The organism is Halorubrum sp. CBA1125, assembly GCF_009742825.1.
Lineage (GTDB): Archaea > Halobacteriota > Halobacteria > Halobacteriales > Haloferacaceae > Halorubrum.
Window position 1 is genome coordinate 1 of record NZ_WPCE01000067.1, and the last position, 13,835, is coordinate 13,835.

The following is a 13,835-nucleotide window of genomic DNA, read 5'->3' on the forward strand; positions in this document are numbered from 1 at the left end:
CGACGAGCGCGTCGTCGAGACCGTCGAGGCGGCGATCGCGGACCTCGAAGACCGGGGCGCCGAGACGACGGAGATCTCGCTGCCATCGGTCGAGCACGCGGTCCAGGCGTACTACGTGATCGCGATGGCGGAGGCGTCCTCGAACCTCGCGCGCTTCGACGGCGTCCGGTACGGCCATCGGAGCGAGAGCGAGGGCAACTGGAACGAGTCGTTCGCGGAGACGCGCGAGGCGTTCGGCGCGGAGGTCAAACGCCGGGTCCTCCTCGGGACGTACGCGCTCTCGGCCGGCTACCACGACAAGTACTACGAGAAGGCCCAGGACGCCCGCGCGTGGGTCCGGCAGGACTTCGAGACCGCGTTCGAAGACGTCGACGTGATCGCCTCGCCGACGATGCCGGTGCTTCCCTTCGAGCTCGGCGAGAGCCTCGACGACCCGCTGCGGATGTACCTCGCGGACGCGAACACGACGCCCGTGAACCTCGCGAACCTGCCGGCGATCTCGGTGCCCGCCGGCGAGGCCGACGGGCTCCCCGTCGGGCTCCAGCTCGTCGGGCCGAAGTTCGGCGAGGAGACGATCGTTCGCGCCGCGAGCGCGGTCGAGGCGTGACGCGGACATCGTCGCGTCCGGGGTCGGAGCCGTGGAGTTCGGCGTCGCGTCCGGCGTTCCGATCCGGAACGTCCATATTCGCCCTCCCGAAGGACCACGTATGGCGCTGACCGACGAGGAGCGGAGCCGGCTCGCCGACGTCGTCCGCCTCCAGCCGACGAAGAACGGCGAGCTGCAGGAGGCGTGGGGACTCGACGGCGGCAGCGACGTCCACCGGTACCTCGAAGACCACCTCGGAGAGTACTACTACCGCGACGATGACAGCCTGATCCGGGCGACGGCGGAGGCCAACGACCTCGTCGACGTCGAGCCCGGTATCGAGGCGGACGCGGTCGCCAAGGGCGGCGTCCCGGAGACGATCCGCGTCCCGGAGCTCCAAGCGCGGGTGTTCGAGGTGCTCGCCGGCCCGGACGAGCGGTCGCAGTCGGTGGTCAGCGTGCTCAACGCGCTCCGCGAGGCGTTCGACGTGGACCCCGACGTGGAGGAGGTGCGGCGCGCCCTGCGGAGCCTCGAGCGCAAGAACGTGGTCGAGGTCGTCTACCGAACGGTCCCGACGTTCAAGCTCTCGGTGGCGCGGGACGCCGTCACGGTCGAGACGACCGAGTGAGCCGGAAATACGGGGCCACGAGGCGCGGTGGTTCGTCAGCTTCTTGAATCGCTTGGGCCTACGTTGTGTTGCGCGCGGGTTGCCGAGCCAGGCCAAAGGCGCAGCGCTTAGGACGCTGTCCCGTAGGGGTCCGCCGGTTCGAATCCGGTCCCGCGCATACTGCCTCGAACGACCGCGAGAGGCATGTCTGCGCGGGACCGGATTCGAACCCTGCAACACGCAGCGACCGAGCGAAGCGAGGCCGACCGTCTTGCTCCGGTTCGAATCCGGTCCCGCGCACTGACTGCGTTTTCGAACGGAGCGATCGAAACCGGGGATGATCCGAATCCCGCGAATCGTCGCGAGTCGCGCTTCACCCTGATCAATCGTCTCCCAGCGGAAACGTTAGCCGCCCCTCGGCCCGTTCGACGTCGGTGCCGAACGCCCGGGAGCGTTCGGCGAGGGTGTCGAACACCCACTCGGCGACCTCGCCGTCGGCCAGCGTCGCCGCCTCGTCGACGATCTCTATCGGCACGACGCCGAGTTCGTCGAGGTCGCCGTCGCGAACCACCAGTTCGAAGAGCGCGCTTCGCTTGTTGTAGACGCCCTCCCGGTCGCGGTAGCTGATGTAGTCGTCCACGAAGTCCCCGGCGTCGTAGATGATCGGCCGTCCGCGGTACACCTCGACGCCCTGAAGCACGTGCGCGCTGTGGCCGTGGACGACGTCGACGCCCTGCTCGACGAGCCACCGGCCGAACCGCTCGTGGACCGCGCGCGGTTCGGTCTCCCAGTTCGGCCCCCAGTGGAGGGAGGCGACGACCAGGTCCGGGTCGCGTTCGGCGACGCGGTCGAGGATGTCGCCGACGAGTTCGCGCGTCTCGGCGACTGAGGGGTCGAACCGCGCGAACGCGGTGCCCGGGTCCGCGTCGGTCGCCGCGAACGCCGTCGACTGGTCGGTGAGCCCGAACCCAGCGACGGTGAGGTCGCCCGCCTCGAAGACCGCAGGCTCGCGGGCCACGTCGGCGTTCCGGCCAGCGCCGGCGCGGGCGATTCCCGCGTCGGCTAGGTGCGCCCGGGTGTCGCGGAGCGCCGGCTCCCGGTAGTCGAGAATGTGGTTGTTGGCGAGCGAGACGAACGAGACCCCTGCCGCCTCCAGGGCCGGCACGGCGAACGATGGCGGCGCCCGGAAGTAGTACACCTTGTCGGGCCAGCGCTCGCCGCGGTCGGAGACGCAGCACTCCAGGTTGCCGACGAGTCCGTCGAGGTCGCGGAGCCGCGGCAGCGTCGACCCCCAGACACCGCCGGGGTCGTCCGCGTCGGCCCATCGGTCGGTGACGCTCCGACCGAGCATCAGGTCGCCGACGAACCCGAGTTTCGCCTCGACGGGTTCCTCGGCGGAGTCGGGATCCTCCGGATTCGTGTCGCGATCCTCTGAATCCGGACCGCGACGCTCCGGAGGCGCGCTGGCGCACCCGGCGAGTCCGGCGGCGCCCGATGCCACGAGAGTCCGGCGCGTCCACATCGCGTGGTGAGATCCACGAGCGACGACTTCAACCCTCGGGTTCCCCCCGTTTCGGGTCGCAGCGAGCCAGACGACCGTCTCGACGAGGATCGAATCCGGCTTCGCACGCGACGGCGGCGCCGCTCGCGGTCCGTCGACGGAGGACGCGACCCCGACGACTCAGCGGTCGGTGACGCCCTCGGCGTCCATCCGGGTGACCTCCTCTTCGAGCCACTCGCGGAGCCACTTCACGCGCTTGATGCGCTGGTGGGCGATGCTCTCGGCGCTGTCGGAGACGACGCGCTCGGTGTGGTCGTACGCGCGCTGGAGCACCCGGTCGACCATCTTCGCGGCGTCCATGTGGGTCCGCGACTCGTACCCCATCCGCAGCAGCATCAACACGGCGCCGTTCGCGCCGACCTTGTCGAGCACGTCCGCCTCGATCAGACACCGGCTCTCCAGGGGCACGTCGTCGAGGTCGCCCGTGTAGGAGTGGTCGACGACGGTGCTGCACACCTCCTCGACGAACGACTCCGGGAAGTCGCCCCGGCTCTGGAGGTACTCGCGCGCGACGCGGGCGCCTTCCTCGGCGTGGACGTCTTGGTCGGCCTCCAGCTTGGCGACGTCGTGAAACAGCGCGGCGACGCGGACCACGTCGACGTCGGCGCCTTCGGCCTCCGCGATCTCGGTCGCGAGGTCGACGACGTTGATGATGTGGTTGAACCGGTACGCCGCCGAGTGCCACGGGTACCAGCGCATCCGGCCGCCGTCTTCCTCGCTCTCGACGCTGGCCGCGAGGTAATCTCTCACGAACTCCTGCATCGCGGCGAAATCCTCGTCGCTCACCTCCGTCTCTTTAATCTCGACACCCACGTGGACCACCCCGGACGAAAAACTCGTAATTCATTACCGTAACCGAGGAGCGTTGCGTTCTTAGGCGTTACGACGGGGTCCGCTCGGCCGTTTCGCCCGACCCAGCCCCGATCACCCGTCGAAATCGACCTTGACGACGTTCTCGCTCACGTGGAGGTAGGTGATGGGACTCCGGTCGGCGCCTCCGGGAATGGTGAACGTGAGGGTGCCCGGTGAGCCGTCCGGTTCGACGGTGAAAGCGTTGCTTCTCGTCGAGAGGCTCTCGAAGACGAACCCGCCGCGGAGCGTGACGCTGCCGGCCAGATCCGTCTCCGAGTTCGGCGCGTACACGATCGCGTCGATCTCGACGTTCCCCTGGCCGGGGCCGTCTTCCAGGAACCCGTCCCGCACGAAGAACTGGTTTCGCTGGGCCTCGTCTCCCTCGTTCGCGGTCCCGACGGAGGCGTCGCCGTTCGCGAACACCGACCCGTTGACGTAGTACCGGACGGTGCCGTCGCCGGTGTCGGTGACCTCGAGGCTGTTGCTGCCCAGTTCGAGGTCGCCGTCGACGGCGACGACGACGTCGCCGTCGCTGGTGTCGAAGTCGACGTCCCGGTCGAGCGTGACGTCGCCGGACGCGTGGTACGCGCCGGCCGTACAGGTCCCGGCGTCGAAACAGTCGCTCTCCAGGTCCTCGCCGTTCTCGTCGGCGTTCGCCAGTTCCGACTCGATGGCCGGGCCGGGTGACGGGTAGACGTTCCCCTCGGAGTACAGCGACTCGTCGAGCCCGGCGTTGCCGTTGCCCTTCCCCTTCCCGTTCCCCCCGCCCTGGTGTGAGTACCCGCCTGCGCCGAGCGTGACCGGCTTGTCGAACTCGACCTCGTCGGGCACGACGAGCCGCGTCGTCACCGTCTGATTCGCGTCGTCTTTCGTCACGGAGCCGTCCGCGCGCTGGGCGAAGAAGTCGTACCACCCCTCGTAGTACGCGCTCTGCACCTCCACGACGACGGTCCCGTTCTGGAGCGGGTTCGCCGGCGCGTCCACGGTGCCGGTCGTCGCGGGCGACCGGCGGACGACGCCCGTCCCGCTCGACGGCGATCGCTCGCCCCCCTCCAGCTTGACGATCGGGAACGTGAGCGTACTCTTGTGGTAGTGGTACTCCGGCGGGGAGATCATCCACCCGTGACCGTCCTGGCTCGCCCAGACGCCACCCCCCTGAAGCGCGACGTCGCGGCGCTCTCCCTCGTACACCAGCGTCCCGATCGGGCCGTCGTACACCGGCTCGTCGGGGGCGTTCTCGCGCTCCACCCGGATCGTGACGTGCCCCGCGTCCTCGTCGAGTCGGAGCTGGCCGGCGTCCACGGAGCCGAGGTCGAACCGCCGCGCGTCCGTCTCGCCGAGCGCGACGAGACTCGACTGCGAGGAGAGCTGTGACATCCCGTTCTCGACGCTCGCCGACCGCGCCTCGTCGGTGACGAGCCCGAGCGCCGCGCTCCCGGTCGCCACCGTGACCGTGATCGCGGCGATCGTGATCCCCAACAGGAGCACGACCCCGATCACCTCGCTCTGTCCCCGATCGCGGTCGCTCATAGCGGGCGGTACGCCGCCACGGGACTTAAACACCGCCCGCCGAGAATCAGTCCTGATATCTCCGGTGCGGCGCCGGCGAAGGACGCGGCCGACGAGACCCTTAACAGGGTCGCCCGAGGAGGGGTGTGTATGTGGGGCCCCTGGGGGGACGGGAAGCGGGGGCGGTTCCAGCGGGCGGCCGCGGTGAACGTCGCCGGCAACGCGGTGAAGATCGCCGTCGAGGGAGCGGCCGGGATCGCGTTCGGGAGCGTCGCACTGGTCGCGGACGCGGCCCACTCCGTCGCCGACCTCGTCGCCAGCGCGGTCGTATTCGTGTGGGGCGGGTCGCGGTACGCGGCCGCCGACGAGACGCACCCGCACGGTCACCAGCGGATCGAGCCGTTGACGGCGCTTTTCGTCGGCGCGACGATCGTCGTGCTCGGGCTCCTGCTGTTGCGCGAGTCCGTCCGCGGGCTGATCGGTACCACCGACGTCGCGGCGAGTCCGCTCCTCGTCGTCGCGCTGCTTTTCGCGGTGGCCGACATGTACCTCCTGTACTGGTACACCGAGCGGGTGAACGCCGACCTCGGCTCGACCGCCCTGACGGCGCTCGCGGCGGACTGTCTCAATGACATCTACACCACGATCGCCGCGCTCGTGGGAATCTTCGGCGTGTTGCTCGGATACCCCGTCCTCGACCCGGTCGCCGGCGCGCTCGTCAGCGTCCTCGTCGTCTACCAGGGCGTCGAGATCGGCCGCGAGAACGTCACGTACCTCGTCGGCGCCGCCCCCCCCCGCGAGCGACCGCGAGCGGGTGATCGAGGCGCTCGGTGACCACCCGGCCGTCGAGGGCGTCCACGACCTCACCGTGTTCTACGACGGGACCGACCTGGAGGTGGAGGTCCACGTCGAGGTCGACGGGGAGATGACCCTCCGAGAGGCCCACGACGTCGAGACGGCACTCGTCACCAGTCTCCGCGACCTGGAAGACGTCGGCGACGTCCACGTCCACCTCGACCCCTCGGGGCTCGGCGAGTGGAAGGACGCGGCCGAGGTGTCGATCGGCGGGTCGACCGACGAGACGCGATCGAACGAGGACCCGTAGCCGGGTCGTGGTGTCCCGCCGTTCGTACCGTCGCCCGTCGTGCGGTCCTCACCGGGGGGTTCGGTCCTCCGAACCCGTTCCGCCCGGACTTATACGTCACCGCCGACAACGGCGATCCATGACGCTCGGACAACGGCGATCCATGGCGCTCGGACGCACGGCGGGGGGACGCCGGTGACGGCGCAGTCGCTACACCCCCGAGTTCAGGTCGTGTGGATCCTCCGTGCCGCCCTCGTCGCGGCGGTGCTGACGGCGCCGTTCGCGGGCGCGGTCTACCTCGAGCGCCTCCCCGTGTGGGCGCCGATCGCCGCCGGCGCCGTCTTCCTCACGCTCGGCGTCCTCCACGCGGTCCTCCGGTACCGACGCTGGAGCTACGAGATCCGCGAGGACGCGCTGTACCTCGACCGCGGCGTGATCACGCAGGTCCGGACGACGGTGCCGCTGGTGCGGATCCAGCACGTCGACTCGCGGCGCGGCCCGATCGAGCGGAGCGTCGGGCTCGCCTCCTGTGTGGTGTACACGGCCGGCTCCCGCGGCGCAGACGTCCGGATCCCGGGGCTCACGCCCGGGGGCGCGAGCGACCTCCGCGAGGAGCTGAAACGCCTGGCGATCCGCGCGGACGGGGAGGACGCGGTGTGAAGTTAGCGCCGCAGTCGGTCCCGTACCGCGCGTTCCAGAAGGTCTCGGGAGCCGTCGTCGTGCTCTTCTTCATCGTGACCAACAACGACGACTGGGGGATCCCGGTCGCCGCCGCGGCCGGCGGCGCCGTCCTCCTCGCCGCGCTCGCCTACGAGGTCGCGTACTACCGACGGTTCGACTACGAGCTCACCGAGGACACCCTCGACATCGCTTCCGGGGTGATCGCCCGCCGGGAACGAGAGATTCCCTACCGCCGGATCCAGAACGTCGACGTGAGCCGGAGCGTCCTCCAGCGGGCGATCGGCGTCGCCGCCGTCGACCTCGAAACGGCGGGCGGGTCGAGCACCGAGGGGTCGATCCGGTTCGTCACGCCGGCGGAGGCGACCCGGATCCAGCGCGAGGTCCAGCGCCGCAAATCGGGGACGGAGGCCGGACGCGGCGGCGGCGCGGCGCGTGAGGCCGGCGAGACACCCGCCGAGGCCGGGCGCAGCGTCGAGGGACCCGTAGAGGAGGAGCTGTTCGCGATCTCGCCGAAGGAGCTCGCGCTCGTCGGCGCGCTGTCGTTCGACGGCCGACTCATCGGGCTGCTCGCCTTCCTCGGATCCGGGTCGTTCCCGGTGCTCTCCGGGTTCCTCCCGGACGCGGACGCCGCCTTCCTCACCGCGACCGCGCTCGTCGCCGTCGGCGGGCTGTTCCTCGTGTCGTGGATCCTCGGCGCGGGCGTCGCGTTCTCCAACTACTACGGATTCCGGCTCGTGCGCGCCGGCGACGAGCTGCGGTACGAGCGGGGGCTGTTCCGTCGGTACAGCGGATCCATCCCCACCGAGAAGGTGCAGGCGCTGAAGATCGCCGACAACCCCGCGAAGCGCGCGCTCGGCTACGCGAGCCTCTCGATCGAGACCGCCGGCTACGCGCCCGGTCAGGGCGACGACGAGGGGACGCAGGCGGCCGTCCCGCTCGCGACGACCGACCGGGTCAACCGGCTCGCGCGCGAGGTCGAGTCGTTCGGCGAGCCGACGTTTCGCCGCCCCCCCGCGGCGGATCCGGTGGCGGTACGCGTTCCAGTACGCGATCGTGGTCGCCGCGCTGGTCGGTGGCGCATTCGCCGTCGAGCGGTTCGTCGCTCCCGGGATCCCGTGGTACGGGGCGGCCGCGCTCCTGCTCGCGGTGCCGCCGGCGGCGCACCTGAAGTGGCGTCACCGCGGGTACTGGCTCGACGAGGATCATCTCCTCACGCGCAACGGCTTCTGGAGCCGCACGGTCACGGTCGTCCCCTACTACCGGATCCAGAACGTCATCGACACGCGGACCGTCTTCCAGCGGCGGTGGAACGTGGCGACGGTCGTCGCCGACACCGCCGGGAGCGGCTCGTTCGCGGGACGCGACGCCGCGGCCGTCGACGTCGCGGTCGAGGACGCCGTCGACCTCCGCGAGACGCTCCGCGAACGCCTCCGCACGGCGGTCGCCGAGCACCGGAGCCGACGGGCGACGATGGGATTCGAGTGGTTCGACGGCGAGGGCGACCCGGTCGCCGACCGCGACGAGCCCGAATCGGTCGATGTCGACCGCGATGAACCCGAATCGGTCCACGGCGACGAGCCGGGGATCTCGGAAGAGACCGCCGCCGACCCGGACGTCTCGGAAGACGCCACTGCCGATCCGGAAATTCCGGAAGACGGCGTCATTCGTCCCGACTTCGATACGAGTGCCCGGAACTACTCGGAGCCGGCCGAGCGGGTCGACACCGGCGACTACGCGGTCGACCGCTTCCCCTCGGACGCCGACGTCTCGTACGACACCCACGCCGGTCGAGAGTCGGGAGACGACGCGGCGGACAGCGGTGACGACGAAGAGGCGGAACAGGCAGCCGACAAGGAACGCGTCGAGGAGGAGGGCGTCGAGGAGGAGGGAGGCGGCGCCGATGAGCAAGTCGGCGAAGAGCGGAGCGACACCGACGGAGAAGACGACGGCGAGGACCGGGGACGGGCAGACAGGTAGTGTCCGGTCTCCGCCCGATGGGGCGCTACTCGTCGAGGAGCCGCCGGGCGATCGTGTTGCGTAACACCTCGCTCGTCCCCTCGTAGATCTCCGAGAGCTTCGCGTCGCGGTAGAAGCGCTCGGCGGGGAAGTCCTTCGTGTAGCCGTACCCGCCGTGGATCTGAATCCCCTCGTTGGCGACCTCGCGGGCGACCTCCGAGGCGTACAGCTTCGCCTGTGCGGCCTCCTTGACGAACTCCTCGTCGCGCATCTTCAGGTCCGCGGCCTCGTGCAGTAACAGCTCCGCCGCGCGGGTCTTCGTGTCCATGTCCGCGAGCTTGTGTCGGATCGTCTGGAAGTCGGCGACGGGTCGGTCGAACTGCTCGCGATTCTGGGCGTACGCCTTCGCCTCGTCGAGCGCGGCCCGGGCGATCCCGACCGACCGCGCCGCGATCGTGATCCGGCCGCCGTTCAGCGTCTGTAGCGCCTGGCGGAATCCCTCGCCCTCCTCGCCGAGCAGCCGCTCTTCCGGGAGCCACAGGTCGTCGAAGCGGAGCTCGGCGGTCGGACACCCCTTGTCGCCGAGTTTGTCCTCGGTCCCCTCGACGACGAACCCGTCGTCCTCCGCCGGGCGGACGACGAACGCGGAGATCCCGTCGCGGCCCGCGTCGGGGTCGGTCTTCGCGAACACCGTGACCGTGTCGGCGACAGAGCCGTTCGAGGTCCACAGTTTCCCGCCGTTGACGACGTATCCGTCGCCGTCGCGCGCCGCGGTGACGCTCCGCTCGGAAGGATCTCCCGTCTCGCGTTCGGCGGTGGTCGACATCGCGGGGACGTCGGAGCCCGCCTCGGCCTCCGAGAGCGCGAACGCGCCGATCTCCTCGCCGGCGGCCAGCGGCGTGAGGTACCGCTCTCGCTGTGTTTCGTCCCCGAACGCGTAGAGCATCTGTCCGGCGAGCGACGTGTGGGCCGCGACGATCGTCCCGAGCCCGCCGGACCCCCGCGAGATCTCGGCGAGCCCGATCGCGTAGCTGTGGTAGTCGAGCCCGGCGCCGCCGTACTCGACCGGAAACGGCATCCCCAACAGGCCGATGTCGGCCATCTCGGCCACGAGGTCGGCCGGGAACTCGTCCGTCTCGTCGATCTCGGCGGCGCGGGGGACCACCTCCTCGTCGACGAACGCCGCGACCGTGTCGCGGATCTGACGCTGCTCGGCCGAGAGCGCGAACTCCATGGCTGGTCCTGTCCGCACGGTGACTTAGCCGTTTCCACGCGAGCGTTCACGGGCGGCGGGTCCGTGTCGAAGGTGACGGGTCCGTGTCGAAGGCGACGGTGTCCCCGCGGTTCGACCGCGTTGGCGGTCGATGCCGGGTGCCACCCCGTTCCACGAGGCTTTTTATGGGTTGTGCCGTAAGAACGGATAACTGAATGAGCGGACGAGAACACGGTCCCGGCGAGCCCGACCTCGGGTGGTGTCACGAGGCGGTTCAGGGCGTTTCCCGGACCTTCGCGCTGACCGTCGACGTGCTGGAGGAGCCGATGGCCTCACAGATCTGCGTGGGGTACCTCCTCTGTCGCGTCGCCGACACCATCGAGGACGCGGGCCATATTCCCCCGGACGCACAAAGCGACGTGTTGCGGACGTACCGCCGCGCGATCGACCCCCACGACGAGACGGGCATCGACGCGTTCCGCGAGGCCGTCGACGAGTGGCTCCCCGCGCCCGCCGAGCGGAACGACGACTGGACGGTGGTCGCGGAGGCGCCGACGATCGTGGCGACGTTCGAGGAGCTCGATCCCGAGGCGCGGGCGGCGATCGTCCCGCCGGTCCTGGAGATGGTCGACGGCATGTCGATGTTCGTCGACCGCCACGCGACCGAGGGTGGGCTTCGCATCGACGACCGCGACGAGCTGGAACAGTACTGCTACTACGCCGCCGGCACCGTCGGGAACCTGATCACGAACCTGCTCACCCGCGGCGACCTCGCCGAGGACCGGGCCCGGCGACTTCGCGACACCGCCGAGGAGTTCGGGCTCCTCTTACAGCTCGTGAACGTCTCGAAGGACGTGTACGACGACTACACCGAGGAGAACAACGTCTACCTCCCCGCCGAGTGGCTGGCCGACGAGGGGGTCGAGCAGGACCGCGTCGTCCACCCCGAGAACCGCGAGTCGTCCGCCCGGGTCGTCGACAGGACCGCCGAGTACGCGCGGTCGTTCCTCGACGACGCACAGGCGTATCTGGAGACGATGCCGCTGTCGCACGGGAACACGCTGGAGGCGTGGACCGTGCCGTACCTCCTCGCGGTCGGCACGCTCCGAGAGCTCCGCTCGCGCCCGGAGGACGCGCTGACCGAGACCGGCGTGAAGATCTCCAGACAGGAGGTGTTCGCCGTGATGTCCGTCGCGAGCGAGGCCGGCCGCGACTCGCTGGCCGACCTCCGGCAGACGATCTCCCGAACGCCGTTCCACCGGGTCGCCGAGCCCGCGGACTGAGCGGTCGGAGACCGTCTCACAGCCGCGACCGCGCCCGAGAGATGGCGGGGATGCGCACGTCCACGGTCTTCGCGAGCGCCTCCGCCGCGCTCAACAGCCACTCGGCCCGCTCGATCCGCGAGTCGAGGTCTCCCGGACCGATCCGGTGCGTCTCCACGAGTTCCTCGACGGTCGCGCCGTGTATCCACTCGTCTAAGATCCTGGCCGTCTTCACCGACTCCAGCCACGCCTCGAAGTCGTCGGGGTCGCCCATCGCGGTGGTCAGGACGTCCGCGTTCGCGCGGGCGAAGCGGTACGTCGACGCGCGCTCCTCGTTGCCGAGGTAGGTGTCCTGCATGTCCGGCGTGTCACAGATCACCTCGAAGACGGTGAGCGTCGTCGGCGACGGCATCTCGGCGGCGGTCTCGATCCCGGAGACGATCCGCTCGCCGGTCTCCGGTCTCACGTACTGTTTCGAGGTGGTCTCGCCGACCGCGGTCGCGACCAGCCGGTAGTCCTCGACGCCGCCGGTCTCCCGACGGACCATCCCAGCGGCGACGAGGTCGTCGACCGCGACGGCGACGGCGTCGGCCAGCCCGCCCGCGCCGGCGACCCGCGCGTAGAACGTGCCCTCGAACACGCCGAGGATCTCCCCCTCCGTCGCGGCGGCGCCCGTCGCGATCGCCGAGAGGACGTGGGTCCGCAGCGACGCGGGGTCGGCGAGCTTCGACTCGACCGGCTCCGGGTCGCCCTCGACGTACCGCTCCACGAGTTCGTCGTGTGAGTTCTCGTCGCCGACAAGGACCGCCTCGCCGTGCGGGTCCAGCCCCGGTCGGCCGGCGCGCCCGCACATCTGGTGGACCTCCAGGGTCGGCAGCCACTCCATCGCCGAGCCGGCGTACCGCTTCTGGTCGCGGACCACGACCCGCCGCGCCGGCACGTTGACGCCGGCGGCGAGCGTCGGCGTGGCGCAGATGCAGGCGACGGAACGGTCGCGAAACGCGGCTTCGACGGCGGTCCGGTGGCCCGTCCGCAGCCCGGCGTGGTGGAACGCCACCCCCGATCGCAGGCAGTCGGCCAGCCGCTCGCCGGTGACGGTCCCGTCGACGGCGGCGACCTCGTCCGCGGCGTCCGCCGCGGCCGTCTCGATACCCATCCTCGCCGCGAGGTCGTCGTCCGCGAGCCGCTCGGCCAGCGCGACCGCCTCCGTCCGCGACCGGACGAACGCGAGCGACTGGCCGCCGTCGTCCACGGCGTCGGCGACGAGCGCCGCGGTGACGGCAGTGTCGTCGGGGGGGATCGCGGTCCGCCTCGTCGTCGCCGGGCGGATCGTCGCGGTCGTCCGCGCCGGCGGCGGCCGCGGTCTCCACGTCGACCCGAAGCTCCGTGCCGTCGTCGAACGCCACGCGGCCGCCGACGGCGACGCCGGTGCGGAGGTCGACGGGACGCCAGTCGGACTCCACGAGTTCGGCGTCGAGCCAGTCGGCGATCGCCGCCGGGTTGTCGACGGTCGCCGAGAGCGCCACCACCTGCACGTCCGGGTTCCGACGCCGGAGCGTCGCGAGCGTCACCTCGAGCGTGGGGCCGCGTCGCGCCGCCCCGAGCAGGTGGACCTCGTCGACGACGACGCAGCCGAGCGCGTCGACCCACGACGCGCCGTTGCGGATCGCCGAGTCCACCTTCTCGCTGGTGGCGACGACCACGTCGTGGCCCGCGAGCGCCTCGCCGGTCGCGTCGAAGTCGCCGGTGGAGATCTCCACGTCGACGCCGGGCAGCGCGGCGAACGCCTCGTACTTCTCGCGGGCGAGCGCCCGCAGCGGACAGACGTACAGCCCCGGTCCGTCGGCGGTGAGCAGCGCCAGCTCGGCGACGAACGTCTTCCCGGACGCGGTGGGCACGGCGGCGACGACGTTCTCGCCCGCGCAGACGCCGGCGTCGACGGCCGCCGCCTGAGGCGGGTACAGCTCGCGGATCCCCCGCTCCGCGAAGTGATCGACGTACGGCTCGGCGAGCGGCAGGTCGCGGACGCGCATCTGGTCGTCCGTTCGGCGGGATCGTAGTTAAACCGTCGGCGGCGTCGTCACTCGCCCGTGTCGAACTCGGCGAACAGGCGGTCGAAGTCGTCGTGTTCGGTCACCGCCTCCAGCGAGCGGTCGGCGTTCGACCGCAGCTCCTGGATCCGCTCGGTCAGCTCCTGGTACTCCTCGTTGTCGGCGAGTTCCGCCGCGCTCTTTTCGGCCTCCAACATCGCCTTCTTCGAGGTCAGCGAGAACAGCTCCTGGACGTCGGTGTCGTACTCGCCGCGGCGGAGCAGGCCGTCGACCGTCTCTCGGAGGGTATCGCTGGTGACCGGCTTCACGAGGTAGTCGTCGAAGCCCATCTCGAGGATGTCGAAGTCGGGCTCGACGGCGGTGACCATCGCGACCCGGCAGCGGTACCCCCGATCGCGGATATGCGCCAGGACGTCGTCACCGCTCCCGTCCGGCAGACGGCGGTCGAGCAACACGACGTCGATCGTCTCGTC

At 70.5% G+C, this 13,835-nt stretch carries 9 protein-coding genes, 1 tRNA gene and 3 pseudogenes; 7 read left to right on the forward strand and 6 right to left on the reverse strand.

The window, feature by feature from the left end:
• From GJ633_RS08000 to GJ633_RS08010, 3 genes are all read left to right on the forward strand, one after another.
• Positions 1 to 607: amidase family protein (locus GJ633_RS08000; protein WP_255470561.1), on the forward strand; the 607-nt coding region annotated here is incomplete at its 5' end.
• A 100-nt stretch (positions 608 to 707) separates the two neighbouring features.
• Positions 708 to 1,214: a DUF5797 family protein gene (locus GJ633_RS08005; RefSeq protein WP_156588398.1), complete on the forward strand. Its 507-nt coding sequence runs from the start codon at positions 708 to 710 to the stop codon at positions 1,212 to 1,214.
• Positions 1,215 to 1,286: 72 nt separating this feature from the next.
• Positions 1,287 to 1,371, forward strand: a tRNA-Leu gene (locus tag GJ633_RS08010).
• A gap of 204 nt (positions 1,372 to 1,575) precedes the next feature.
• Here GJ633_RS08010 and GJ633_RS08015 read toward each other — a convergent pair.
• The 3 genes from GJ633_RS08015 to GJ633_RS08025 all read right to left on the reverse strand — a co-directional run bounded on the left by GJ633_RS08015 (position 1,576) and on the right by GJ633_RS08025 (position 5,136).
• Positions 1,576 to 2,715 (reverse strand): CapA family protein, encoded by a 1,140-nt coding sequence (locus tag GJ633_RS08015; RefSeq protein ID WP_156588399.1) that lies wholly within the window; start codon positions 2,713 to 2,715, stop codon positions 1,576 to 1,578.
• Positions 2,716 to 2,874: 159 nt separating this feature from the next.
• On the reverse strand, positions 2,875 to 3,576 hold the full coding sequence (locus GJ633_RS08020; protein ID WP_321168972.1) for an HD domain-containing protein: 702 nt from the start codon (positions 3,574 to 3,576) through the stop codon (positions 2,875 to 2,877).
• Between the two features lie 102 nt (positions 3,577 to 3,678).
• Positions 3,679 to 5,136 carry an archaellin/type IV pilin N-terminal domain-containing protein gene (locus GJ633_RS08025; RefSeq protein WP_156588400.1) on the reverse strand — a complete coding sequence of 486 codons (1,458 nt, stop codon included), beginning with the start codon at positions 5,134 to 5,136 and terminating at the stop codon, positions 3,679 to 3,681.
• A 129-nt stretch (positions 5,137 to 5,265) separates the two neighbouring features.
• On the opposite strand from GJ633_RS08025, the pseudogene GJ633_RS08030 reads away from it, so the two are divergent.
• From GJ633_RS08030 to GJ633_RS08040, 3 genes and pseudogenes are all read left to right on the forward strand, one after another.
• Positions 5,266 to 6,220: pseudogene (locus GJ633_RS08030) on the forward strand (cation diffusion facilitator family transporter).
• 174 nt (positions 6,221 to 6,394) lie between these two features.
• Positions 6,395 to 6,859 (forward strand): PH domain-containing protein, encoded by a 465-nt coding sequence (locus GJ633_RS08035; protein WP_321168973.1) that lies wholly within the window; start codon positions 6,395 to 6,397, stop codon positions 6,857 to 6,859.
• Positions 6,856 to 8,857: pseudogene (locus GJ633_RS08040) on the forward strand (PH domain-containing protein). The gene GJ633_RS08035 and the pseudogene GJ633_RS08040 overlap by 4 nt, the downstream one beginning before the upstream one ends.
• Positions 8,858 to 8,882: 25 nt before the next feature.
• Here the strand turns inward: GJ633_RS08040 and GJ633_RS08045 are convergent.
• Positions 8,883 to 10,070, reverse strand: coding sequence for an acyl-CoA dehydrogenase family protein (locus GJ633_RS08045; RefSeq protein ID WP_156588401.1), 1,188 nt, complete (start codon positions 10,068 to 10,070; stop codon positions 8,883 to 8,885).
• A 194-nt stretch (positions 10,071 to 10,264) separates the two neighbouring features.
• Here GJ633_RS08045 and GJ633_RS08050 point away from each other — a divergent pair, with 194 nt between their 5' ends.
• Entirely contained in the window at positions 10,265 to 11,332 is a 1,068-nt protein-coding gene (locus GJ633_RS08050) for a phytoene/squalene synthase family protein (protein ID WP_156588402.1), read from the forward strand.
• Between the two features lie 16 nt (positions 11,333 to 11,348).
• On the opposite strand, the pseudogene GJ633_RS08055 reads toward GJ633_RS08050, so the two are convergent.
• Positions 11,349 to 13,344 (reverse strand): annotated as a pseudogene (locus GJ633_RS08055) (DEAD/DEAH box helicase).
• A gap of 47 nt (positions 13,345 to 13,391) precedes the next feature.
• Positions 13,392 to 13,835 (reverse strand): HalX domain-containing protein (locus tag GJ633_RS08060; RefSeq protein WP_156588403.1); only part of this gene is annotated, 444 nt, incomplete at its 5' end.